This is a genomic window from Propionibacterium sp. oral taxon 192 str. F0372, from assembly GCF_000413315.1.
Taxonomy (GTDB): Bacteria; Actinomycetota; Actinomycetes; order Propionibacteriales; family Propionibacteriaceae; genus Brooklawnia.
The window spans coordinates 203,130-226,597 of the sequence record NZ_KE340297.1 but is presented as its reverse complement, the minus strand read 5'-3'; the positions used below and the strand labels follow the sequence as shown (position 1 = coordinate 226,597).

The window sequence follows — 23,468 nt, the reverse complement described above, 5'->3', positions numbered from 1 at the left end:
TCGGTCCGGGAAAAACCGCCAACACCCGGGCGTGATCTGGCCCGAGGGTGGGGGTATCACCAGATACGCACCCGCTGTTGCGGGTCCAACCACATGGCGTCACCGGGGGTGGTACCGAAAGCCTCGTGAAAGGCGTCCAAGTTACGCGGGGTTTGGTTGCAGCGGACTTCATCGGGAGAATGCGGATCGGTAGCGACCCGCTCCCGGGCAGCTTCGGGTCGGGTGATGGATCGCCAGGTCTGCGCCCAGCCGAAGAAGAAGCGCTGGGCACCGGTCATCTGGTTGATCGGTTCTGGTTCCTGGTCGCCGACGGCCAGTCGCCAGGCATCGTAGGCTATCGACAGCCCACCTAGGTCGCCGATGTTCTCCCCGAGGGTCAGTTCCCCGTTCACCTTCACCTCGGGGGCTGCGGTGGGGGATAGCTGCGAGTACTGGTCGACTAAGGCCCCGGTACGAGCCTCGAAAGCGTCGCGGTCCTCGTCGGTCCACCAGTTTCGCAGCCGACCATCGCCGTCACAGGTGGAGCCTTGATCATCGAAGCCATGCCCGATCTCATGGCCGATCACCGCCCCGATCGCCCCGTAATTCACCGCGTCATCGGCCTCGGGGGAGAAGAACGGTGGCTGCAGAATGGCTGCTGGGAAGACGATCTCGTTGCGCAGCGGGTGGTAGTAGGCATTGACCGTCTGTGGGTACATCAACCACTCGTCGGGATCGATGGGGCCGGACAGCTGGGTGATCATGTGATCAAAGGCGAACGAATCAGCGCGCAACACGTTGCCGATCAGGTCATTTTCCGAGATCTCCAGAGCGGAATAATCCCGCCATTTGACGGGGTAGCCGATCTTCGGGGTGAACTTCGCCAGTTTTGCCAAGGCCTCGTCCCGGGTCTGTTTAGTCATCCAGTCCAGGCGGGAGATGGAGATCCGGTATGCCTCGAGAAGATTGTTCACCAACTCGTCAACGCGCGCCTTGGTCGGTGCGGTGAAGTGCCTGGCGACATAGGCCCGCCCGACGGCCTCACCGAGCACCCCCTCCACCAACGAGACGCCTCGCTTCCAGCGCTCCCGAATGACCGGGATGCCCTGCATCGTGCGGCCATTGAAGTCGAAGTTCTGCTCGACGATCTCCTCGGTGAGGTAAGGGGCCAGGGCGTCGACCAGTTGCCAACGGCACAATGCCTTCCAATCGGCCAGCCGTTCGGCGGTCACCAGTCCGGCCACCTGTGGGCCGTAGGTGTGCTGGGCATTGACCACCTCGGCCACCGTAGAAACCGGCAACCGTGCCCCGGTCAGGAAGCGGTCCCAGCATAGCTCGGGGGTGTCAGCGACAAATTGCTCCCAGGTTTGGGGATGATACATCTGCACCATGTCGCGGGTGCGCACCTTGTCCCAGTGACAGGCGGCGATCCTGGTCTCCAGGTCGAAAACTGCTGTGGCCTGAGCAGGGGCATCGGGCACGCCCGCCAGCTCCAGCATTTTCGTTAGGTGGGTGCGGTAGGCGGAGCGGATTTCGGCGTGTTCCTCGGCCCGGTAGTACTCCTCATCGGGCAGCCCGATGCCCGACTGGCCGACGAAGACCAGGTAGCGGGACGGGTCACCGGGATCGGCGTCATTGTCCATGTCGAAAATGCCGCCTACCCCGTGACGAGTAGCCCATCCCCAGTACTCAGCCAAGTCACCTATCGAATCGATCGCGTCGATGCGCTTGAACGGTGCGGCCAGCGGGGTGATCCCGGCTGCCTCGATGGCCTTGGTGTCCATGAAAGATGCGTAGAGGTCGGCGATGCGTCTGGCGTCCGGGTCATCTGTGACCTGTGCGGAATCCATGACGATCTGCTTGACCGCTTTCTCTGAGGCCTCGCGCAGTTCATGGAAAGAACCCCACGACGGTTTGTCGTCGGGTATCTCGGTGGTGGCAGCCCAAACGCCGTTCACATGCGTGAATAGATCGGTGGCTGGGCTGACGGTATTGTCGAAGGAGTTCAGGTCCAAGGCTTCATGGCTCATCGAGCCCACGTTACCTGCCCTTCCGAATCGCCTGTTCAGGTGGCCCAGGCGATCTGCAGCTGGTCGGCGCTCTGCACCACCAGGGACGCGGATACCGAGGCGGACACCGAGTTCAGGTTCTGCTCGCCGTTGGTGGATCCATCGGTGTAGGTGAACGACACCGAGAACTTCAGCAGCACCGACATCTGGCCTCTGCTTGGATCCCTGGAGTCCAGGGCCGGAGGAGCATTGGAGAAGGGGTCATTGGCCAAGGACCAGCGTACCGACGATGGGTCATATGGGGTGTTAGTGCCCAGCTGGTTGGGGCAGCCGGTGGGGGTGAGGGTCTTGGCCGCCAGACAACTGTTCAGTGCGGCCGATGCGGCTTGGATCAGGGCTGTGCGGCCCTGCTCGGTGATCATCGGGGTGAGGGAACGCTGCACCTGGGCATCGAATTCCAGGTTCGTGATGGTCAGGGAGTTGTCGGCTGGATAGTCGATGAATGGCAATCCGCTGGTCACGGTGTAATGGCCGGGGAGCAGTTGGACAGTGTTAGAGGTGAGGACCACCCCGTTCAACACGATCGGCATGCTGTCGTCGGCGGGACTGGCCAGGGTGATCTCTACCGTGGAATGGGACAGCTGCCACGACCCAGTACTATCGCGCACCACCCTGATCTGGGTATCCACCTGCTGGTCACCTAGTCGGTAGTGGGCTTCAATCGAGGTGGCGTTGTCCGGGGCATTGGGCACCCTGATGTCGGTGATCGGGTGGGTCTGCAGGGAACGAGCATAGGCCTCCTGAGTGATGATCGAGGTATTGCTGGTTCCTGTCGCTCCCAGCGACATGGCGAGCTGGGTATTGCCCTCGGACAGGGCCTGCAGGTATTCACGCACCAACTGGTCGGCTCGTGCGAATCGTGGACCGGTGCTTCCGGATTGGGAGATCTGGGTCTCGGGGGGCGGGGCCGGATGGTGCAGATAGGTGACGTAGGCCCATCCAGCAAGCACCGCCACCAGGACAGTGGCGACTACCAAGGTGGCCATCCGTTTCCAGTTGATTGGTGGGGTCTCTTGCTCCACGACCTCGACGGGGGCCACGTAGCGGTTGACCGGGCGGGCATAGCCACCAACTCGGGGCACCCCAGAGATCCAACTGGGTGTGGTGGTGCCGGTGTCGGTGTTGCGGCTGGCGGGCGTGGAAATGGAGCCGGGATCGCCGGACGGGACCGTGATACTGGACGGGGATGTGACGCTGGTGGGGGTGGTGGGAGTTTCGCGCAGCACTGTTGCGTCGTCGTTGAGTTCCTGCTGGATCGAGAAGGGCTGGACGTGGGCGGACAAGGACTGCTGCGGCTGGGCTGGGTTCTGATGCTGGGCGGGAACCGGCTTTTGGGGTGGGGTGATGCGTTGATCTGGGCTTGTCTGCTGGGCCGGGATCACCGGCTGTGACTGGCCCGGATGAGGCATTGAGGTTGGGGTGTCCCGGATGACCGTGGATTCTTCGTCATCAGGATTCCATCGCCGGGATGGGATGCTCCGGGGCGGGCGCAGCACCGTTGCGTCGGGATCTTCTGGCGGCTCACCCACGGCAACTCCTCCGGTCTCAGTGCACCTGCCACGTGTCCTCCCCGGCTAGCAGGCGCTGGATCGATTCATCGGTCGATGCTCCATTGTTGCTCATGGCGGTGTCCACTTGGGCTCGCGCCATGTCATCAAAACTAGGCCGATCTACCTGACGTAGCACCCCGATGGGAGCCCGACGGATGATTCCGGTGTCGGTCAGCCGGGACAAACCAAAGGCCAGGGTCGGATCGAGGCGGTGGGCGTCGTGCACCAGCACCGACTCCATGCCGACTTCATCGACCGGTGCCACAACCAACTCGCCATCGCTGGCGCGCACTACCCCGAGCCTGCTTGAAGCCGAGAGAATCGGGCGGTTGTGCTCCAGCAACAGGAAACCCTCTGCATCCTCGGCGTGCAGGGAATCGTAGGCGCCATCGTTGAATATCGAGCAGTTCTGGTAGATCTCCACGAACGACGCACCTCTGTGCGCGAAGGCTGCCCGGATCGTCTCGGTGAGATGGGTTTTGTCGGAGTCGGTGGTGCGGGCCACGAAACTGGCCTCCGCGCCCAGGGCCAGCGACAACGGGTTCAGCGGAGTGTCAACGGTGCCTGTGGGTGAGGACTTGGTGATCTTGCCAAGTTCCGAAGTGGGGGAGTATTGGCCCTTGGTAAGCCCGTAGATGCGGTTGTTGAACATCAGTACCGTGATGTTGGGGTTGCGCCGCATGGTGTGGATGAAATGATTTCCACCGATCGACAACGCATCACCGTCGCCGGTGACCACCATCACCGCTAGATCGGGTCTGGTGATCGTCAACCCGGTGGCGATGGTCAGCGCCCGGCCGTGGATGGAATGCATCCCGTAGGTGCCGACGTAGTAGGGGAACCGCCCCGAGCAGCCGATACCGGACAGCACCACCGTGTTCTCCCGGGCAATGCCGAGTTGCGGCAGCAGCCCCTGGACCGCAGCGAGAATTGTGTAGTCGCCGCAGCCCGGGCACCACTTCACCTCTTGACTCGATATGAAATCCTTGCGGGCCAGTTCGGTGCTGGGTGCGGGTACCAAGGACAGGCCGTTCATCGTGTTGTCTCCTTGATCTCGTGAACCAGGTGATCGGTGAGTTCCCCGACCGGCAAGGGCATCCCTCGCACCCGTGACCAGCACCGTGCATCGACTAGATAGACGGAACGCAGCAGCATGGTCAGCTGACCGAGGTTCATTTCCGGAACGATCACCTTCTGGTAGCCGTGCAAGATTTCCCCCAGATTCGCCGGCATCGGATGGAGATGACGCAGGTGCACCTTGGCGATGGCATGGCCTTGTTCGCGGACCCGGCGCACCGCGGCGGTAATCGAGCCCCATGTGGAGCCCCAGCCAACAATCAATACCCGGGCTGAACCTGAGGGGTCGTCGACCACCGCATCGGCCACCGGGATGCGGGCGATGTGCTCTGCCCTGATGCGCACCATGGTGTCGTGGTTGTCGGCGTCATAGGACACACTGCCGCTGCGGTCGGATTTCTCCAGTCCACCGATGCGGTGCTCCAGCCTGGGGGTGCCGGGGACGGCCCACGGTCGGTCCAGGGTTTCGGGATCACGCAGATAGGGCAGGAAAGTGCCGTCGGGGGAATTCGGGGTGGTGGCAAAACCGACGTTGATCGGTTCCATTTCCTTGACCGAGGGGATCGCCCAGGGTTCGGCGCCATTGGATAGATAGCCGTCGGAGAGCACCACCACCGGAGTGCGGTGGGTCAGTGCGATCCGGGCGGCCTCAATGGCCACATCAAAGCAATCGGCGGGGGAGCGGGGGGCCAGCACCGGCAGCGGCGATTCGCCGTTGCGGCCGAACAGAGCCTGTAGCAGATCGGTCTGCTCGGTCTTGGTCGGCATCCCGGTCGACGGCCCGGCGCGCTGCACATCGACAACGACCAGCGGCAGCTCGGTCATCACTGCCAGATTGAGCATCTCTTGTTTCAGGGCGAAACCTGGTCCAGACGTCGTAGTGACTCCCAAGGCACCGCCGAAGGAGGCTCCCAAAGCTGCGCCGATGGCCGCGATCTCGTCTTCGGCCTGGAAGGTCTGCACACCATGGGATTTCATCCGTGACAATTGGTGCAGCAGATCGGAGGCCGGAGTGATCGGGTAGGAGCCCAGGAACAACGGCACCTTCGCCAGGTGGGCTGCCGTCACCAGCCCCAAGGATAGAGCATGGGAACCCGCGATCTGCCGATAACATCCGGCTGGTACCTCGGCCGGATCCACCTCGTAGCGCACGGCGAATATCTCGGTGGTGTCGCCGTGGTTCCATCCGGCACGCAAGGCCGCAGTGTTGGCGTCGCGGATCTGCGGTTTGTCGGCAAATTTCGCCGCAATCCACTCCAGGGTTGGGGTCAATTCGCGGGAGTAGAGCCAGGAGACTAGCCCCAGCGCGAACATGTTGCGGGTGCGGGAGACCGCCTTGCGGCCCAGTCCGAAATCGGCCACCGCCAGTTTTGTGGCCACGGTCAGGTCGAGGCTGACCACCTGGTAGGAGCCCAGGCTGCCATCGTCCAGCGGATTAACCTGGTAACCCGCACGGGTGAGATTGCGTTTGGTGAACTGGGATTCGTCGATGATCACCACGCCCCCTCGCTTGAGGGAACTCAGATGCACCTTCAACGCTGCCGGGTTCATCGCGACCAAGGCATCCAGTTCTTCGCCGGGGGTGACGATATCGCGGTCGGCGAAGTGCACCTGAAAGGAAGACACCCCGCCCAGCGATCCCTGGGGGGCCCGGATCTCGGCCGGGAAATCCGGCAGGGTGGCTATGTCATTGCCCTGGTGAGCAGCGTCGGCACCGAAGCGGTCGCCAGTCAGTTGCATACCGTCCCCGGAGTCGCCGGCAAATCGTACAACCGCCCGGCTGACATGCTCGGCCACGGCGACCTCCTATGAATGTTCAACTACATATGGGATGCGAAAATAACCTATCCCGCCCTCGGAGCCCTACAAAGATGGATCGGAGCGTGGTTGTCGGTTGTTTGCCTACGAGAGCGCGGATGACCACTGGGAACACCCGTGACGACGCCCCGGAATGCGTGCGAGGTTCAGCTGCCAGCGTAGGCTCGTGCCATGACCTCGGCTCCTTCTCCGCCTCCCTGGTGGCGTGTGCAGTGGGATGCCGTCGTTGAGGCATGGTCGGTGCGGATTGTGCGCCGTGGCCTGATCGGCACCGCACTCATCACCCTGGGAGCCCTTTCGCCTGCATATCTACCACGCAATTCAGCGCTGTGGCATATCCAGGACAAGGTAGGTGGGTGGCCCTCTCAGCTTGGGGGAACCCTGGTCACCATGCTCGGGCTGGTCCTGCTGCTCGACGCCTGGCTGAGGTTGCGGCCGCGTTCCGGAGCGGTTGCGGGCGAGGTGCATGCTTATCTGCACGTGCGGCACTGGGCCGTTTTGCTGATCTGGGGATTGCCCTTCTTCTTCGCCCCGCCGATCTTCTCCCACGACGCCTACTCCTATGCTGCCCAGGGCTGGATGGTGCACAACGGCATCAACCCCTACGAGGTGGGTCCGGCTGTGCTACCCGGAGCTTTCGCCGACCAAGTCTCCTGGGTGTGGCGTGACACCCCGGCTCCCTACGGCCCGCTGGCCCTGCAGCTCCAGCACATGATCGTCGACCTATCAGGTTTCCGCCCCTATGCTTCGGCGGTCATGATGCGTCTTTTGGCCCTGTTTGGGGTCGGGATCATTGGCTTGCTGGTTCCCCGCATCGCAGAACGTCGCGGGGCCGATGTCGCCAAGGCTGCTTGGTTCGCCACCCTCAACCCGATCCTGATTATCGACTTCATCGGTGGGACCCACAACGACTGTCTGATGATGGCCTTCGTCATTGCAGGCTTGTGGGCGACCGGTCTTCCTAAACGCCCGATCACCATGCGCGGACGCAGCTTCAACCCGCATCGCTGGGGATCGCTGTGGTGGATTCCTGGGGCAGTGCTTGTCGGATTGGGGGCTGCGATCAAACAGCCCGCCTTCATGGCAGCTTACGCCCTCCCGTTGGTCGTCCATCCGTGGCTGTCGTGGCGGATCAAGGAGGTGGCTGTTGTCATTTTGCGTTCGGTGATCAGCATCGCGGTGTCTATCGGAACCTTTGTGGTGGTCTCAATGGCCACCGGGTTGGGATTCGGCTGGCTGAATGCGGTCAACGTTCCCGGCAAGGTGATCACCATCGCTCCTTTTACAGTGCTTGGACAGGGGGCACAGTTGGTGCTCAACCACTTCGGAGCCGATCCGACCGGCTGGGCGGCCATCACCGCGGCCCGTACCTTCGGGGTTGTTTTCGCCGCGGTGGTCGTCGCGTTGATGGCGGTGACCGTGGCCCGTCGCCACCCGATGCGTTTCCTGTCCATCGGCTACCTGGTGGTAGCCCTGTCCCTGCCTGCGGTGCGGTCCTGGTACATCCTGTGGGGTGGGCTGCTGCTGCCGTTGACCAATCCGTCGAGACGGATGTATCAAATCGCCACCTGGGTGACCATCGTGCTGCTCTGCTACAACGGCATCAACATGGCCTGGCGCAACAATGTGATGGCCTTGGGTATCGCCGCGGCTGCCGGACTGTGGTGGCTGACCAGCGTGCACCTGCGCTCCTCCCGTCGGCGCCGCGTAGGACGGGAACTCCCGGAATCCCTGTTTGACGATATGGAAGGTAAGCGATGAACGACGAGATCTGTTTCGAGGTTCGCGATGGCGTGGGCCGGGTGGTCCTCAATCGACCCAGGCGGATCAATGCCCTCAACCGGGCGATGATCGATGCATTGAGCGTCCAACTGGAACGGTGGGCTAACGACCCGGGAGTGCAGGAGATCACCATTGCAGGGGCGGGGGAACGAGGTTTTTGCGCCGGAGCCGACATCAAGGTGCTGCGCGACCTGATCATTGCTGGCCGCCCCGAAGAGTGTTTCGGATTCCTGGCCGCCGAATACGCAGTCGACGCCTTGATTGCCAACTACGACAAAGCGATCACCTCCTACCTGACCGGAATCTCGATGGGTGGGGGGCTGGGTATCGGCATGCATAACACCCGCAGGATCGGCGAAGTGGGCACCCGGATGGCGATGCCGGAGACGGCTATCGGCTTGTGGCCCGATGTCGGGATGTGCTGGGAACTGTCCCGTACTCCGGGGCGTGTCGGCGAATACCTGGCGATGAGCGGCGAAAGTATCGATGGCGCCTCGGCGCTTTGGGCCGGATTACTCGACGAATGCCGCGGCGCCGATCCCGGGACCAGTGCTCTGGCCAAGGCCGCATGGTGGATCGACGAATGCTTCGGGCTCGAGGAACCGACGACAATCATCGAATCCCTGACCCAGCATCCGGATCCGCAGGCCCGGGCGGCCGCGCAGACCATCTCCCAACGCTGTCCGATGTCGGTGGCTGTGGCGTTGCGCGCGGTGCGCAATGCCCGCCACGCCCCCGACGTGGCGACGGTGCTCGCCCAGGACCTGCGCCTGGCCGAGGCAATCACCGCCAATCCCGCGGATTTCATTGAGGGCGTGCGGGCGAAGATGGTCGACAAGGACGAATCGCCCCGCTGGCGTCATGCATCGCTGGCCGAGGTGGACCCTGCGGAGGTCATCGCCTGGGTTGGGTGAATCGCCTGACCGGCGTGGTCTGGGGCGCTCAGATCGCGTAGTTGACGACCACCGCAGCGTGGTCGGAGATGCGGTCGTCGTAGCTGTCCTCCCGGTCCACGTGGGCAGAAACCGCCGACTTCGCCAGGGCGGGGGAAGCCAGGTGATAGTCGATGCGCCAACCGGTGTCATTAGCGAAGGCCTGGCCCCGCCAACTCCACCACGAATAGGGGCCGTCGCTTTGTGGGTGCAGCGATCTGGTGACGTCGACTAGGGTGCGTGGGTTGATCACCGTCGACAACCATTCACGTTCTTCGGGAAGGAAGCCGGAGGTCTTCTGGTTGGAGCGCCAGTTCTTCAGGTCAAGATTGGTGTGGGCGATATTGAAGTCGCCCACGACCAAGAATTCGCGCCCTTTCCGGTTCGCATCCCGTCGTGCCCGGTCTAGTTGTTTAGCGAAACCGTTCAGGAAGGCCATCTTCGCGTCATAACGACCCTGCACCTTCTCGTCACCGGGGGCGAGTAGCGGGGAATCACCTTTTGGCACATACACGCAGGCAATGGTGAGTGGAGCCTCGGCCAGATCCACCTCTATGTAGCGTCCGTGGGTACGAAACACGGTCAGCTCCCGGGCGAGTGCAGGCACCAGGGTCTGGACGGTGGCCGATCCGCTGGGGGCGAAAGTGACGGCCGCCCCGCTCCAGGAACGTACCTCGACAGGTGGGGTGCGGGTGAGCAGGGCCACACCGTTGCGCCCGGCCAACTCCCCGGGATCATAGGTGGCATATCGGTCGCACCAGACTCCCTCGGGCAGGTCAGCGATCCGGCAGCGCACCTCCTGGAGACCTACGACGTCGTAATTGCGTTCGGACAGCCACGTTGCGAAACCACGCCGATGGGCGGCTCGGATGCCGTTGACATTGTGTGATGCGATGTGCATGCTCCGACGATAGCCCGGCACCCGAACGGCGCCGGGCATGCAAAAGTGGTGTACTGGTGCAGGTATTCCTGAGGAGAGGCCACGATGAGCAGAACTACCAGCACCACCACGGTTCGCCTGCACGAACTGTGGTCCGCTGCGATTCTGGTGCTTCTCGGGATCATGATCGGTGTTCTGGTGGTCACCGGACAACTCAACAATTATCTGCGCCCGGCCTTCTCGCCGCTGCTGGCCGTGACCGGCGTGGTGCTCCTGGGATTAGGAATCTGGAGTGCGGTCGCCACCATCCGCCAGCCGGGTCCGTGGCATCTGGGACAAGGACACCCGGATCAACGGCACTCGCCGATACGTCGCACCTCGTGGATGCTGCTCGTCCCAGTGCTACTGGTGGTGTTGGTGGCCCCCGATCCGCTGGGCAGTGCCCTACTCACCTCGCAGGCAGCTGGGGGCTCCGAGGAGACCTCCACGACTACCACCCGTCGTCCCCGGGCCAGAATCCAGTCACCCTCCGCCAGACCCCGCAATCCCGGCGGGACCGTTGTCTACCCTCCCTTGTCACAGACCGGCATCAATGAGATGACCCTTGAGGAGTTGGTGCTGCGCCACACCGAGGGTGATCCGGCAGCTTTGGAGGGCCGAACGGTGAGCGTCATCGGTTTCGCCAGCCTTGATCCGAAGACGGGTTGGCGATTGGGGCGATTCAGGATCGTCTGCTGCGCCGCGGATGCGATCGGCTATCGAGCCCAGCTGCGTGGGACCAGTGATCTCGTCGATGACCAGTGGTACCAGGTCACCGGGGTTGTCGACACCACCGGTGCGCTGCCGGCCATCCAGGTCACCTCATTGAACGCCATCGACCAACCTGTGACCCCCTATCTGTGAGCCGACGATGAGTATCCGCCGATCGCCCGGTGACCCCACCACGCCTGTACCATCCCTGCCTGCCGGCTGGTGGGGGCCAGTGGTGATGCTGGTGCTGGGTGCCGTTCTGGTTGCTGGGCAGCAACTCCGTGGGCCGGTTCTGAGTCTCGACGGAATCGCCGAGGCCTGGGCCGCGATCACCATCGCGATTGCGGTGCAGGCACTGCCCTTCTTGGTGCTGGGGGTTGTGGTATCCGGAATCATCTCCGTGGTGCTACCTGAATCGCTGGTACGCCGGATGACACCTCGCAGCCAGTTCGTCGCCGTGCCAGCAGTGGCTGCCTGCGGAATGCTGCTGCCCGGCTGTGAATGTGGCTCGGTGCCGGTCAGCCAATCCCTGGTGCGGCGTGGGGTACCGGATGCCGCAGCCCTGGCCTTCCTGCTCGCCAGCCCGGCAATCAATCCAATTGTCCTAGTCTCCACGGCCGTGGCCTTCAGCGGAACCCCGGCGATGGTCTGGGCCAGATTCATCGCGAGCCTGGCCGCCGCGGTACTCGTTGGCTGGGCTTGGATTGCCTTCGGGGGACTGAAGGGGCTGGAGTCCCACGACGCCCACGAACACCATGGCTTGGATCGCGCGGAACGATTCCGCGTCTCGGTGGTCCATGATGTGATGAGTGCCGGTGGTTTCCTGGTCATCGGCGCGATTGTTGCTGGTTTCGTCAAGGTGGCGGTACCCACCGCCTGGTTCGACGCCCTGAACGGCACACCGTTGTTGGGCGTGCTCGTCATGGCACTGTTGGCGGTGGTGCTGAGTTTGTGCTCGGAGGCCGATGCCTTCGTCGCAGCCTCCTTCGTCCAGGTCTCGCCTACCGCGCAACTGGTCTTCCTAGTGGTCGGTCCGATGATCGATATCAAACTGATAGCGATGCAGTACGGGGCTTGGGGTGCAGGATTCGTTGCTCGCTTTGTCCCCATCACCTTGGTCGTGGCGATCGTCGCCGCATCGGTGGTGGGCACCGTGCTACTCGGTTGAGCATTGCCGACGCGGCTAGGCTTGGTTCATGGCATCGAGCTCTGCTCCACGTTTCCGCTCCCGGGCGATCATCACCGCACTGATCGCCTGGTGGTCGGCCGTCGTGCTGGGGGCTGTTGGTTGGCGGCTGATCGATGCTGGGCTGGAGGGCTCTGATGGGCTTATCCGAGTAGGCGTGTGGGGGCTAGGTTTGGCCGCCTTGGGTGCGGTCATCGGCTGGGGCGCATCCATCGGTGCGGTGCTCAACGACGTGGGCCGCGTCCGGGCCGGGGCCTGGTGCCTGGTCGCTATGCCGATCGTCGCCCTGCTCTTCGGTTGGGCGGCGATCTCATCGGCGATGATTGACCCATCGAAGCCCCTGGGGGGGCTGTGGCTGGTAGTCAGCGGCATCCTGCTGTTCGTCGCCACCCTGCTGGTGATTCCCCCAGAGCGGCTCGGACACTAGGGGGAGCGGTGGAGATCGAGACGATCGGGATTGGTGGGACGATCCGGCTAGGACAGTTCCTCAAGTATGCGAACATCGCCGAATCCGGGGCGCACGCCAAGGAGATTCTTGAGGAGGGCCTGGTGGCGGTCGATGGGCAGCCTGAGAAGCGCAGAGGGCGTCAACTGCACGGCGGTGAACTCGTCGAGGTCGGCGACCCGGTGTGGGTCCGGGTCCAGGTCCAGCTGAACTCCTGCTGATGTCCCCAATCCGATGATGCGGGCTACTGTCAGCGAAGTTGCGGCACTACGAACTGCTCATAATCGGCCAGCCTGATCCTTCCCACGTCATCCCGACCAGCAGGTTCACCGGTAGTTCGTGAACTGCACTGCGAAGTCGTAGTCTTGCTCCTTGATCAGGCGCTGCACCGCTTGAAGGTCGTCGCGCTTCTTTGAGGAGATGCGCAACTCGTCGCCTTGGATTTGTGCTTTGACTCCCTTGGGACCCTCGTCGCGGATCAGCTTGGAGATCTTCTTGGCGTCTGCTTGAGAGATACCGTTTTGCATTGTCGCGGTCATCTTCCACAGCTTGCCCGAGAGTTTCGGATCGGATGCGTGGACGGACTTCAGGTCGATACCGCGACGTACCAGTTTGGACTGGAAGACGTCCCACACCGCCTTCACCCGTTCCTCGCCGGAGGCCTGCATGGCGATCTCCTCGCCGGACCACTCGATCCGGGCGTCGGTGCCCTTGAAGTCGAAGCGTTGACCCACCTCGCGGGCAGCCTGGTTGAGTGCGTTGTCGACCTCCTGCCGGTCGACCTTGGAAACGATGTCGAAGGAGGAATCAGAAGCCATGATCCCATCCTGCCAGTCGCACCGACGAAGGTTCCAGCCAGGCCTGGAAGATCAATGGGTGGGATTTTCGCGTGAGAGCCTGGTCTGCTATGTTCTTCAACGCTGGTTCGACAGCGCGGCAGCTTGCCCGAGTGGCCAAAGGGAGCGGTCTGTAAAACCGTCGGCTCAGCCTACGATGGTTCGAATCCATCAGCTGCCACCACACGAGGGCCTCGCCAACACCTTCTTGGCGAGGCCCTTTATCGTGTCCGGGTCAGTCTGTGTAGTACGGGGTGGTGGCCAGCAGCTTGGCGATCTGGGCCGCTAGATCGGCGTTGCGCCGGTAAAGCTCGGTATTGACCCGCCAGGCCTCACCGCCGGTGACCGATTCCAAGGTGGCGAGCAGCACTTGGGTCTCGTCGGCCCCGGCAGGCATGGTTTCTGCAGCGATGACCAGGGCTTTTGACATGTGCTCGGCGAAATCTTCGATCTGCATCGATTCGGGGATCGGGTTCGAGATGAGCAGTGCTTGACCGAGCCCCAGTTCATCGCGGGCTTTAGCGACGTCGGCGATCTCTCGGGCTGAATCCACCCGGTGATCGGTCTTGTAGCCCGAATCAGTGACGTAGAACCCGGCGAAAGCATCCGAGCGATAACCGAGTACCGGCACCGCAAGGGTCTCCAGGCGCTGCAGGGTGCCGGGAACATCCAACATGGGACGCACACCGGAGGTGACCAGCACAATCGGGTGATCGGCCAGTGCAGTCAGATCGCTGGATTCCTGGAGGATGGTGTCCACCGAATGGGTCTGGTGCACCCCACCCAGTCCGGTAGTTGCGCATACCTTGATGCCCACTTGGTGGGCCAGGTGTACTGCAGCTGCCAGGGAAACCCCGCCGGTGAGCCCCTTGGCCTTCGCGAAGGGTAGATCACGGACAGTGATCCGGTGCATGTCCTCCGCGCCTGCCAGGTGCTCCAGTTCCTCAGCAGTCAGCCCGATAACTGCCTCCCCTTTGATCATCCCGATGGTTGCTGGGACGCACTGGGCATCGTGGAGCTCGCGTTCGATTCCTAGGGCGATGTGCAGGTTCAGCGGGCGCGGCAGGGCATGGGTGATCATGCCGGTTTCCAAGCCGACGACCGGTTCCCCATGGTCGAGGGCGTCACGGACCAGTGGGCTGAAGCGGATGCTCATGGTTCCTCCATCGCTCGGACTTTCCTGCACAGGTGGGCGTCCACTAGATTGTGACCCGCGACCGGAGCAGGCAGTAGGGCTGCGATGGTCTGGCGGACAGATTTTGTACTACGGGATTCATCCGCTATGTTTATTCGTCGGCTGGCCCCGATAGCTCAGGTGGTAGAGCGCGTCCTTGGTAAGGACGAGGTCGGCGGTTCAAATCCGCCTCGGGGCTCGGTTGATCCGGGAATAGATCGCCACCGCAGCGGTTACAAGCCCGGGTCGATGCCATGGCGGGATAGCTCAGGCGGTAGAGCAAGCGGCTCATAATCGCTGTGTCACGGGTTCGAGTCCCGTTCCCGCTACGAAGAACACCGGGCACAAGTTGGAGAGAGACCATAATGGCAAAGAAGTCGGCGGACATTCGTCCCAAGATCACTTTGGCGTGCACCGAGTGCAAGGACCGCAACTACATCACCAAGAAGAACCGTCGCAACACGCCGGATCGTCTCGAGGTCATGAAGTTCTGCAAGCGCGAGAACAAGCACACCCTGCACCGCGAGACCCGCTGATCGGGCACGACTGAATCTTTTGATCGGGGCCACCTCAGGGTGGTCCCGATTGCTTTGCATACGATGCTTATGCGGGATTGGTAGCGTTGCGGAGTGCCCATAAACGCAGAACATGCCGGTCGCAGGTATCCGGCCACGAAGCCCTACCTAGTGACCTCCGCGCGGATCGCCGAGTTCGCGGCGGCCATCGGCGATGACAACCCCGCCTATACCGGGGAAGAGCCGATTGCCCCGCCCACCTTCTCCACCCTCATCGCGGCCCAAGCCTGGGGGGCATTGTTCGATGACCCGGAGCTTGAGATCTCCCTGCACCGCACGATGCACGCCGACCAGCGTTTCCGGATCACCCGGTCACTGCGCACCGGCGATCTGGTCAGCGCCACGGCCACCATCGAGAAGGTGCGGATACGTGGGAATACTGAGATGATCACCGTTGATGTCGCTTTGACCGGTGCCGACGGTGAGGATCTCGGCTCGGCGATATCACAGCTCATCCACAACAGGCAGGCATCATGATCCCGGCAGGCATGAGGTGGGCTTCCAGCTTCCACCGATCACCATTCCCATCACCCGCACTACCGTGGTGCGCTATGCCGGGGCATCGACCGACTTCAACCCGATCCATTACTCGGACCATGCCGCCCGGGAACTCGGTTTTGAGCAGGTGGTTGCTCATGGGATGCTCACCATGGCTGCTGCGTTGCGCGTCGTCACCGATTGGGTGGGCGACCCTGACGAGGTGAGCGAGTATTTCGTGCGCTTCATCAACCCGGTTCTGGTACCCGACGACGCAATGGGTGCCCGCCTGGAGGTGTCTGGGACAGTGACCGCGGTCGACGACAAACGGGTGACGATCTCGATTGAGGCCACCTGTGCCGGTCAGAAGATTCTGGGGGCTGCTAAGGCCGTCGTACGGAGGAGCAATGGCTGATCAATCGATTCCCCAGGATGACGAAACTACCGTCGCAGCATGTCATGCCGAATGGCTCTCCCAGTCGATCGGGCTCCCCGGGAACCAGGATTCCCGCAAGCTGGCACACCACACCACTTTCGGTATTGGCGGGCCTGCTGCTGAACTGGTGCGGGCCACCACGACTTCTGAGATCGTGGATGCGGTGCGTGACGCCGATGAGAGCGGGATGCCGCTTATGGTGCTCTCCGGTGGCTCCAATGTGCTGATCGCCGATGAGGGTTTTGACGGCCGGGTGGTGCTCGTCGACAATCATGGCCTGGATGCCGAGGTCTCTTCCTGCGGCGGAGCCCTGGTCCGGGCCGCAGCAGGGGAGCGATGGGATGATTTCGTCGCGCACACCATTGACTGCGAATGGGCCGGGATTGAGGCGCTAAGCGGGATCCCCGGCCTGGTTGGTGCCACGCCGGTCCAAAACGTCGGGGCCTACGGTCAGGAGGTCGCCCAGACCATCGCACGGGTGCGCACCTGGGATCGGAAGGCGGGGGAATACCGCACATTCACTGCTGACCAATGCGGTTTTTCCTATCGCGATTCGATCTTCAAGTGCTCACGCGCTCAGAGCGAGCCCACCGGACGCTATGTGGTGGTCGAGGTATGGTTCCAGTTCGTCAACGCATCCCGCTCAATGCCCATCGGCTACTCCCAGCTGGCCGCTCACCTCGGTGCTGGGATAGGTGACCGGGTGGATGCCAGGGAAGTTCGCGAGGCCGTCTTGGAATTGCGCAGGTCTAAGGGGATGGTCCACGACCCTACCGATCCCGACACCCGTTCGGCAGGCTCCTTCTTCACCAATCCGATCGTTCCGGCTGGAGTCGCCGATGCCTTGCCATCCGAGGCCCCGAGGTTCCCCATCGGCGACGGACGAGTCAAGTCCTCGGCAGCATGGTTGATTGACCATGCCGGGTTTGGAAAAGGTTTTCCGGGAGCTGGTGCCGCTCGGCTCAGTTCTAAGCATGTGCTCGCCTTGACAAACCATGACCACGCGAGTGCGGCCCAGGTCGCGAAACTGGCTCGCACGGTTCGTGACGGGGTGAAGAACCGATTCGGGGTGGAGTTGGTGCCCGAGCCGGTCATCGTCGGGCTGACGATCTGAGACCGCGCCGATCGATTGATACCTCTCACGCTCAACGTGGTCGCTGGGTGCCCGTGAACAGAGTAGGGACGGCGCGATGCGTTGGGCTCAGCGGATCATGCGTACCGCGGCAATGGCGTCGGCAACCTTAGCCAGGTTGGTGTCGTTGAGTCCGGCAATGCAGATGCGGCCGGCATCGGTGCCGTAGACCCCATGATCGGTGCGCAGGGCTCGCATCTGGTCGGCGGTCAGCCCGGTGTAAGAGAACATGCCGCGCTGGACGACGACGTGTCCCATGTCATCGATTCCCCTGGCTTGCAACTCGGTAAGCAGGGCCGTGCGCATGGCCTTGATTCGCTCCCGCATGGTAGCCAGTTCGGCGTGCCAGTCTGTGCGAAGTTCCTCATCGCTCAGGACGGTCGCGGCCACCAGGGCGCCGAAGATGGGCGGATTGGAGTAATTGGTGCGGATCACGATCTTGAGCCTGGAGCGTAGCCGTTCGGCTTCGGCGGCATCGGCGCAGACCACCGACAGGGCACCCACCCGCTGCCCGTAAAGAGTCAGCGACTTGGAAAAAGAGGTGGCCACTAGGAAATTATCCAGTTTTCCGGCGCACAACCGCACCAGGAAGGCATCCTCGGCCAGCCCCTCGGCGAATCCCTGATAGGCCATGTCGCAGAAGGCGACCAGATCGCGCTCGGCAATGATATCGACCACCTTGGCCCACTGCTCGTGGTCCAGGTCGTAGCCGGTCGGGTTGTGGCAGCAGGCATGCAGGACGACGATGGTGCCTGCTTCGGCATCCCGTAGATCGGCCAGCATCCCTTCGACGTCCACGCCGCGGTTGGTGGCGTCGTAGTAGCGGTAGGTGCCCACCTCGAAACCGGCCCGGGCGAACAGGGCCTGGTGGTTCTCCCAGGAGGGATCGGAGACCAACACCTTGGCGCCGGGGGCCACCTCGTGCAGCATGTCAGCACCCAAGCGCAGGGCACCGGTGCCGCCCAGGGCCTCGACTGTCACTACGCGCTTGTCGGCGAGCAGCGGGGAATCGGCGCAGAAGACGAGTTCTCGCACCTGGTCTAGGTAGTCGCCGAGCCCGTCGATGGGTAGGTAGGCGTGTGGTGCGTGAATGGCGGCGATTCGGTCGGCGGCCTTGGCGACGCAACCCAGTAGCAACAGCTTGCCCTCACCGTCGAGGTAAACCCCCACCCCGAGGTTCACCTTGCCAGTACGCTCATCGGCCTTGAAGGCTTCAGTGACCCCGAGAATCGGGTCCGCAGGTGCTTGGGTCAGTTCACTGAACAGGGTCATATCCGTTGCCTTTCGCTCAGCGCACAAGGCTACCGGTTTTCCATTGTGTGTCCGAACCGGGTATGCTTCGGGTCTTGGTGGCTTCACCGCGGCTCCTGCATGTGCAGGATCGCGATGTTGCCAGCGAAGGGCAATAGCTCAATTGGCAGAGCAGCGGTCTCCAAAACCGCAGGTTGGGGGTTCAAGTCCCTCTTGCCCTGCGAACCCGAGTTGAAGTGCGAGGCACTGGTCGGGATGCAGGAGAGGTCCCAGGGGTCATGGCTGGGACTGCTCGGTTCAAAGCATGACACCGGTGAAGGGGCACACGTGGTTGACGAGATCAAGCCTTCGGGCAATGAGGACGACGAGATGACCTCGTCGACCCCAGAGATCAAGGAACCAGCCGAGGAAGCAGCCACCACCGAGTCGTCGGCTCCCGCTGCCCCTAAGCGCAATCGCACGACCGCTCCGGTCCGCAAGGGTCGCCCGACCCCCAAGCAGTCTGCGGCCGTCAAGGTCGAGAAAACCCCCCGTATTGGACCGGTGACGTTTGCCAAGCAATCCATTGATGAACTGAAGAAGGTCAACTGGCCCACGCGCTCCACGCTGAGCCAGTACTTCGTCGTGGTCTTGGTGTTCGTGTTGGTCCTCATGGCCCTCGTGTCCGGTCTTGATGCACTGTTCGGCTGGCTGTTGCTTAAGTGGCTCGGCTGATCGGTCCCCAAGGAGAACCATGTCCACTGATTCCAACGAATTCGAGCAGGAAGACCGGGTCGAGATCGACCTGAATGCCGCCTTCGGGGACACCCCCGAAACCAGTGACGATGCAGGCATCAACTTGGATTTCGCCGACTTCGACACCGAAGAGACCACGGAGTCCGGCCCCGAGCTCAACCTTGAGGTCCTCGCCGACGACGACACCGGCGAACAGGACTCGGATGTTCCGGAGGCCGACGAGGCCTTGGAGAAGGCCCTTGAGGAATTGCGTGCCGATCTGCGGTCGAAGCCCGGCGATTGGTATGTCGTGCACACCTACTCCGGCATGGAGAACAGGGTCAAGCAGAACATCGACGCCCGCGTCGTGGCGCTGAACCTTGAGGACTACATCTTCGAATCCCTGGTGCCAATCGAGGAAGCCGTCGAGATTCGCAAGGGCGAGAAGAAGAATGTCACCCGCACCTTCATGCCCAGCTACGTGCTGGTGCGCATGGAACTGACCGACGAATCCTGGTCTGCGGTGCGGCACACCGCATCGGTTACCGGCTTCGTGGGGCACGCGAACCAGCCCGTTCCACTGTCTCTTGAAGAGGTCGAGGGGATGCTCACCCCGATGGTCGCCGCGAGGGTAGCCGCCGAGTCCCAGGCCCCAGCTGCCAGGCGTCGTAAGAAGATCGAGGTCGTTGACTACGCAGTGGGGGATTCGGTCACCGTCGTGGATGGTCCCTTCGCAGGGGTGCACGCCACGCTCACTGAGATCAACCTGCACAACCAGCGTGTGAAGGCCATGGTCGAGATCCTGGGTCGCGAGACCCCGGTGGATCTGACCTTCGCCCAGATCCAGAAGGTCAGCTGATGCCGGATCTGCCTCATCCTGTCGTGGTGGGGGACGTCGCTCGAACTGCCGTATGAGCGACGTCGTCAGCAACAAACACATCAATCGATAAGGACCCGATAATGCCTCCCAAGAAGAAGGTAGCGGCGATCGTCAAGGTCGCCATCCAGGCTGGCGCAGCCACGCCGGCTCCGCCCGTTGGCACCGCCCTTGGCCCGCACGGCATCAACATCATGGAATTCGTGAAGGCGTACAACGCCCAAACCGAGGCCATGCGTGGAACCGTTGTCCCGGCCGAGATCACGATCTACGAGGACCGCACGTTCTCGTTCATTACCAAGACTCCGCCTGCCGCCGAGCTGATCAAGAAGGCCGCCGGTGTGGCCAAGGGCTCTGGCAAGCCGAATAGGGAGAAGGTCGCCAAGATCACCGCAGCCCAGGTGCGCGAGATCGCCGAGACCAAGATGCCCGATCTCAACGCCAATGACGTTGAATCGGCGATGAAGATCGTCGAGGGTACTGCCCGCTCCATGGGTGTCACCGTCGAGTGACGCTCCCGGGTGCACCTGCACCCAGCCACCTAAGTGGCAATCGAAGAACGATCCTGGCAGGGCAGATGCCCGTACCAGAACTGGTGGATCGGCCCGCGAGGCTGACATGGAAGGAACCAGAACATGAAGCACTCCAAGCGCTACCGCGCATCGGCTGAGCTGCGTGACGGCAACCAGCTCTACACTGCCGAACAGGCTCTCGAGATCATCAAGCAGTTCCCCACCGGGGGATTCGACGAGTCCGTCGAGGTCTCTATGCGGCTGGGTGTTGACCCACGCAAGGCCGACCAGATGATCCGCGGCACGGTCAACCTCCCCAATGGCACTGGCAAGACGGCACGGGTCCTCGTCTTCGCTCAGGGTGCCAAGGCGACCGAGGCTCTGGAGGCCGGCGCCGACGAGGTCGGCGGTGACGAGCTCATCGAGAAGGTGGCCGGTGGCTACTTGGACTTCGACACCGTCGTGGCGACTCCAGATCTGATGGGCAAGGTTGGCCGTCTCGGTCGCGTGCTCGGTCCCCGCGGTCTCATGCCGAATCCGAAGACCGGCACCGTGACCATGGATGTCGCCAAGGCAGTCGGCGATATCAAGGGTGGCAAGATCGATTTCCGGGTCGATCGAAACGCTAACCTGCAGTTCATCATTGGCAAGGCCTCGTTCTCCGCGAAGGCCTTGCTGGAGAACTACACCGCAGCCCTTGAGGAGGTCGCCCGTCTCAAGCCGAACACCTCTAAGGGCCGCTACATTCGCAAGATCACCGTGTCCACCACCATGGGCCCCGGCGTCCAGATCGACGCTGCTGCCAAGCTCGGTGAGAACGTATAGTTCCCGCGTAATCGCTGCTCCGCGCCCCCGGCCACCTGGCCGGGGGCGCGGTTTTTCCATCCTCCGGTCACTGCTGATACCGCCTTCACAAGGTGAGGGAGTTTCCGGCCAGGTTCATTTGGGATCATCAGATGGTCGTAACCTACGGATGCGTAACCAAGCGTGTAGCATGACAGCCATGGTTTATCGAGGACGTCCGGATACTCCTGCCACTCAGGCCGTCCGTGAGATGCGGGATTTTGTTCTCGCCCACACCTACGATTTCGATGCTGTGTGTGCGGGCTTTCGCTGGCCCCAGTTGGAGCAGTTCAATTTCGGTCTCGACTGGTTCGACGTCGTGGCAGGGGAGCATCCTGACCGGGTGGCCGTCAAGATCGTCGAGGATGATCTCAGCTGGTCGCAGTGGACCTACGGGCAACTCGCCGAGCGCTCCAACCGAGTGGCGAACTGGCTGGTGGGTCTCGGTATGAACAGGGGCGACCGGATCATCGTCATGCTGCACAACACCATCGAGTTGTGGGAAGTCCTGCTCGGGGTGACGAAGATGGGCGGGGTTGCCATTCCCACTTCGACCCTGCTGAACCCCGAGGACCTCGCTTGGCGTGTCGAGACGGCCGGTGTCGGTTTCACCGTCTGTGCTGGTGATTTGGCCCACAAATTGGCCGACATCAATCCGCGGGTCACCCGCATCGGCATTGGGGTACGTGCTGAGGGCTGGGTTGATTATGCAGAAGTCGATGAGGCGCCTGCAGAATTCATTCCCGAAGGTCCCACCCCGGCGAAAGATCCCTGCCTACTCTATTTCACCTCGGGAACCACCTCACGCCCAAAGCTGGTTGAACACTCCCATGTGAGTTACCCCGTCGGGCACCTGTCGACTATGTACTGGCTTGGGGTGCGCCCCGGTGACGTGCACCTGAACATCTCTTCGCCCGGATGGGGCAAGCACGCCTGGAGCAATTTCTATAGCCCCTTCCTGGCCCAGGCGACGGTCTTTATCTTCAACTATTCCCGGTTCAATGCCGATACCCTCATGCGGATCATGGACTCCCACGAGGTCTCCAGCTTCTGTGCCCCGCCCACTGTGTGGCGGATGCTCATCCAGGCCGACCTGACCAGACTTTCCCATCCGCCCAGAGAAATCGTTGGGGCGGGGGAAGCGCTCAATCCCGAGGTCATCGAGAAGGTGCGCGCTGCCTGGAAGAACACCATTCGCGACGGCTACGGTCAAACAGAGATCACCTGTGCGATCGGCAATGGTCCGGGCGAACCCATCAAGCTCGGTGCGATGGGCCGACCGACACCCGGTTATGCGGTGGTGCTCGTTGACCCAGATTCCGGTGAACTGGTCACCGGGATAGGGGAGGGGGAGATTTGCCTGGATCTCAGCGTTCCGACGATCGCTTTGATGAATGGCTACTACCACGACCAGGCGCTGACCGATGAGGCGTGCCGCGATGGTTATTACCATACTGGTGACCTCGCATCCCGGGATGCCGACGGCTACCTCACCTATATCGGGCGGGCTGATGACGTATTCAAGGCCTCCGATTACAAGATCTCGCCTTTCGAACTCGAATCAGTGATGATGATGCATGATGCGGTGGCGGAATGTGCCGTCGTAGCCAGCCCGGACGAGGTCCGTGGGGCGGTGCCCAAAGCCTTCGTCCATCTGCGGCAGGGTCTGCAGGCCGGTCCGGATGTGGCCCGTTCGCTGTTCGCCCACAGCACCCAGCACCTCAATGGCTATCAGTTGGTGCGCATCATCGAATTCGTCGAGGAGCTACCGAAGACAATTTCGGCGAAGATCCGTCGGGTAGTTCTGCGCAACAACGAGGCCGACCGGGTGGCTTCCGGGGACTCCACCGGGCAGTACTTCCACCGCGACTATCGCTGAGGGCCGATCGCTCCCAGTCTGTCCCGATGTCCGGGCTGGGGGCTTCGAGCCCCTGCCCGGGTTGGGCGGTTGTTTCCCACGGGATGGCCACGCCCAGAGCAATCCCGCAAAATACCGGGTGAAAGTGGTGTTGGGGCGCGATTTTGTCCTGCTAGTCAGGGGGACTACAGTTGGTCGGGCCGAAGACCGTTGGTGACGATGTCTGAATGCCCACTGGGTGCCAGCGCAGGTGATGGAACAGATCCGCATGGGTCGCCCCGGTCGCCTGAGTCCGGGGATTTTTCTTTCCCGCAT

The 23,468-nt window shown here is 62.4% G+C and carries 23 protein-coding genes and 4 tRNA genes; 19 read left to right on the top strand and 8 right to left on the bottom strand.

The window, feature by feature from the left end; all coding sequences use genetic code 11:
• Positions 1-56: 56 nt before the first annotated feature.
• The 4 genes from HMPREF1531_RS01080 to HMPREF1531_RS01065 are packed head-to-tail and all read right to left on the bottom strand — an operon-like array spanning position 57 to position 6,415.
• Entirely contained in the window at positions 57-2,009 is a 1,953-nt protein-coding gene (locus HMPREF1531_RS01080) for a M13 family metallopeptidase (protein WP_036896913.1), read from the bottom strand.
• 35 nt (positions 2,010-2,044) lie between these two features.
• Positions 2,045-3,577 (bottom strand): hypothetical protein, encoded by a 1,533-nt coding sequence (locus tag HMPREF1531_RS01075; RefSeq protein ID WP_016668038.1) that lies wholly within the window; start codon positions 3,575-3,577, stop codon positions 2,045-2,047.
• A 16-nt stretch (positions 3,578-3,593) separates the two neighbouring features.
• Positions 3,594-4,634, bottom strand: a complete 1,041-nt coding sequence (locus tag HMPREF1531_RS01070; RefSeq protein ID WP_016668037.1) for a 2-oxoacid:ferredoxin oxidoreductase subunit beta — start codon at positions 4,632-4,634, stop codon at positions 3,594-3,596.
• Positions 4,631-6,415, bottom strand: a complete 1,785-nt coding sequence (locus HMPREF1531_RS01065; protein WP_156860270.1) for a 2-oxoacid:acceptor oxidoreductase subunit alpha — start codon at positions 6,413-6,415, stop codon at positions 4,631-4,633. Before HMPREF1531_RS01065 ends, HMPREF1531_RS01070 begins: the two co-directional genes overlap by 4 nt.
• Positions 6,416-6,664: 249 nt before the next feature.
• Here HMPREF1531_RS01065 and mptB point away from each other — a divergent pair, with 249 nt between their 5' ends.
• Together mptB and HMPREF1531_RS01055 are read left to right on the top strand one after the other, a co-directional pair.
• The gene (gene mptB, locus HMPREF1531_RS01060) at positions 6,665-8,254 is read left to right on the top strand and encodes a polyprenol phosphomannose-dependent alpha 1,6 mannosyltransferase MptB (RefSeq protein WP_016668035.1); all 1,590 of its coding nucleotides are present in this window, start codon (positions 6,665-6,667) and stop codon (positions 8,252-8,254) included.
• The gene (locus HMPREF1531_RS01055) at positions 8,251-9,189 is read left to right on the top strand and encodes an enoyl-CoA hydratase/isomerase family protein (RefSeq protein WP_016668034.1); all 939 of its coding nucleotides are present in this window, start codon (positions 8,251-8,253) and stop codon (positions 9,187-9,189) included. The genes mptB and HMPREF1531_RS01055 overlap by 4 nt, the downstream gene beginning before the upstream one ends.
• 28 nt (positions 9,190-9,217) lie before the next feature.
• Here HMPREF1531_RS01055 and HMPREF1531_RS01050 read toward each other — a convergent pair whose 3' ends face one another.
• Positions 9,218-10,108 (bottom strand): exodeoxyribonuclease III, encoded by an 891-nt coding sequence (locus HMPREF1531_RS01050; RefSeq protein WP_036897926.1) that lies wholly within the window; start codon positions 10,106-10,108, stop codon positions 9,218-9,220.
• 84 nt (positions 10,109-10,192) lie between these two features.
• Between HMPREF1531_RS01050 and HMPREF1531_RS01045 the strand changes: the two genes are divergently transcribed.
• From HMPREF1531_RS01045 to HMPREF1531_RS01030, 4 genes are read left to right on the top strand one after another with little or no spacing between them, the layout of a single operon-like run.
• Positions 10,193-10,990, top strand: a complete 798-nt coding sequence (locus tag HMPREF1531_RS01045) for a TIGR03943 family putative permease subunit (RefSeq protein WP_016668032.1) — start codon at positions 10,193-10,195, stop codon at positions 10,988-10,990.
• A gap of 7 nt (positions 10,991-10,997) precedes the next feature.
• Positions 10,998-12,005 carry a permease gene (locus HMPREF1531_RS01040; RefSeq protein WP_016668031.1) on the top strand — a complete coding sequence of 336 codons (1,008 nt, stop codon included), beginning with the start codon at positions 10,998-11,000 and terminating at the stop codon, positions 12,003-12,005.
• A 28-nt stretch (positions 12,006-12,033) separates the two neighbouring features.
• Positions 12,034-12,450 (top strand): hypothetical protein, encoded by a 417-nt coding sequence (locus HMPREF1531_RS01035; protein WP_016668030.1) that lies wholly within the window; start codon positions 12,034-12,036, stop codon positions 12,448-12,450.
• 8 nt (positions 12,451-12,458) lie between these two features.
• Entirely contained in the window at positions 12,459-12,689 is a 231-nt protein-coding gene (locus HMPREF1531_RS01030; RefSeq protein ID WP_016668029.1) for an RNA-binding S4 domain-containing protein, read from the top strand.
• Between the two features lie 105 nt (positions 12,690-12,794).
• Here the strand turns inward: HMPREF1531_RS01030 and HMPREF1531_RS01025 are convergent, their stop codons facing one another.
• Positions 12,795-13,286 carry a YajQ family cyclic di-GMP-binding protein gene (locus HMPREF1531_RS01025; RefSeq protein ID WP_016668028.1) on the bottom strand — a complete coding sequence of 164 codons (492 nt, stop codon included), beginning with the start codon at positions 13,284-13,286 and terminating at the stop codon, positions 12,795-12,797.
• Between the two features lie 117 nt (positions 13,287-13,403).
• On the opposite strand from HMPREF1531_RS01025, the gene HMPREF1531_RS01020 reads away from it, so the two are divergent.
• Positions 13,404-13,488, top strand: a tRNA-Tyr gene (locus HMPREF1531_RS01020).
• A gap of 51 nt (positions 13,489-13,539) precedes the next feature.
• On the opposite strand, the gene HMPREF1531_RS01015 is transcribed toward HMPREF1531_RS01020, so the two are convergent.
• On the bottom strand, positions 13,540-14,460 hold the full coding sequence (locus HMPREF1531_RS01015) for a pseudouridine-5'-phosphate glycosidase (RefSeq protein WP_016668027.1): 921 nt from the start codon (positions 14,458-14,460) through the stop codon (positions 13,540-13,542).
• 144 nt (positions 14,461-14,604) lie between these two features.
• On the opposite strand from HMPREF1531_RS01015, the gene HMPREF1531_RS01010 reads away from it, so the two are divergent.
• From HMPREF1531_RS01010 to HMPREF1531_RS00985, 6 genes are all read left to right on the top strand, one after another.
• Positions 14,605-14,677: transfer RNA gene (locus HMPREF1531_RS01010), tRNA-Thr, on the top strand.
• A 57-nt stretch (positions 14,678-14,734) separates the two neighbouring features.
• A tRNA-Met gene (locus tag HMPREF1531_RS01005) sits at positions 14,735-14,807 on the top strand.
• Between the two features lie 36 nt (positions 14,808-14,843).
• Complete coding sequence (rpmG, locus tag HMPREF1531_RS01000) at positions 14,844-15,014, top strand: 50S ribosomal protein L33 (protein WP_016668026.1); 171 nt, start codon at positions 14,844-14,846, stop codon at positions 15,012-15,014.
• A 93-nt stretch (positions 15,015-15,107) separates the two neighbouring features.
• Positions 15,108-15,530, top strand: coding sequence for an FAS1-like dehydratase domain-containing protein (locus tag HMPREF1531_RS00995; RefSeq protein ID WP_016668025.1), 423 nt, complete (start codon positions 15,108-15,110; stop codon positions 15,528-15,530).
• Positions 15,531-15,546: 16 nt separating this feature from the next.
• Positions 15,547-15,945, top strand: coding sequence for a MaoC/PaaZ C-terminal domain-containing protein (locus tag HMPREF1531_RS00990; RefSeq protein ID WP_016668024.1), 399 nt, complete (start codon positions 15,547-15,549; stop codon positions 15,943-15,945).
• Complete coding sequence (locus HMPREF1531_RS00985; RefSeq protein ID WP_016668023.1) at positions 15,938-17,080, top strand: UDP-N-acetylmuramate dehydrogenase; 1,143 nt, start codon at positions 15,938-15,940, stop codon at positions 17,078-17,080. The genes HMPREF1531_RS00990 and HMPREF1531_RS00985 overlap by 8 nt, the downstream gene beginning before the upstream one ends.
• An 87-nt stretch (positions 17,081-17,167) precedes the next feature.
• Here the strand turns inward: HMPREF1531_RS00985 and HMPREF1531_RS00980 are convergent, their stop codons facing one another.
• Entirely contained in the window at positions 17,168-18,370 is a 1,203-nt protein-coding gene (locus HMPREF1531_RS00980; RefSeq protein WP_036896910.1) for an amino acid aminotransferase, read from the bottom strand.
• A gap of 127 nt (positions 18,371-18,497) precedes the next feature.
• Between HMPREF1531_RS00980 and HMPREF1531_RS00975 the strand changes: the two genes are divergently transcribed.
• The 6 genes from HMPREF1531_RS00975 to HMPREF1531_RS00950 all read left to right on the top strand — a co-directional run bounded on the left by HMPREF1531_RS00975 (position 18,498) and on the right by HMPREF1531_RS00950 (position 23,174).
• Positions 18,498-18,570 (top strand) — tRNA-Trp (locus HMPREF1531_RS00975).
• Positions 18,571-18,676: 106 nt separating this feature from the next.
• Positions 18,677-19,063 carry a preprotein translocase subunit SecE gene (secE, locus tag HMPREF1531_RS13155; protein WP_232210205.1) on the top strand — a complete coding sequence of 129 codons (387 nt, stop codon included), beginning with the start codon at positions 18,677-18,679 and terminating at the stop codon, positions 19,061-19,063.
• A gap of 19 nt (positions 19,064-19,082) precedes the next feature.
• On the top strand, positions 19,083-19,922 hold the full coding sequence (gene nusG / locus HMPREF1531_RS00965; RefSeq protein WP_016668021.1) for a transcription termination/antitermination protein NusG: 840 nt from the start codon (positions 19,083-19,085) through the stop codon (positions 19,920-19,922).
• A gap of 101 nt (positions 19,923-20,023) precedes the next feature.
• Positions 20,024-20,452 (top strand): 50S ribosomal protein L11, encoded by a 429-nt coding sequence (gene rplK / locus HMPREF1531_RS00960; RefSeq protein WP_016668020.1) that lies wholly within the window; start codon positions 20,024-20,026, stop codon positions 20,450-20,452.
• A gap of 123 nt (positions 20,453-20,575) precedes the next feature.
• Positions 20,576-21,277 (top strand): 50S ribosomal protein L1, encoded by a 702-nt coding sequence (rplA, locus tag HMPREF1531_RS00955; protein ID WP_016668019.1) that lies wholly within the window; start codon positions 20,576-20,578, stop codon positions 21,275-21,277.
• A gap of 178 nt (positions 21,278-21,455) precedes the next feature.
• Entirely contained in the window at positions 21,456-23,174 is a 1,719-nt protein-coding gene (locus HMPREF1531_RS00950; protein WP_156860122.1) for an AMP-binding protein, read from the top strand.
• Positions 23,175-23,468 lie beyond the last annotated feature (294 nt).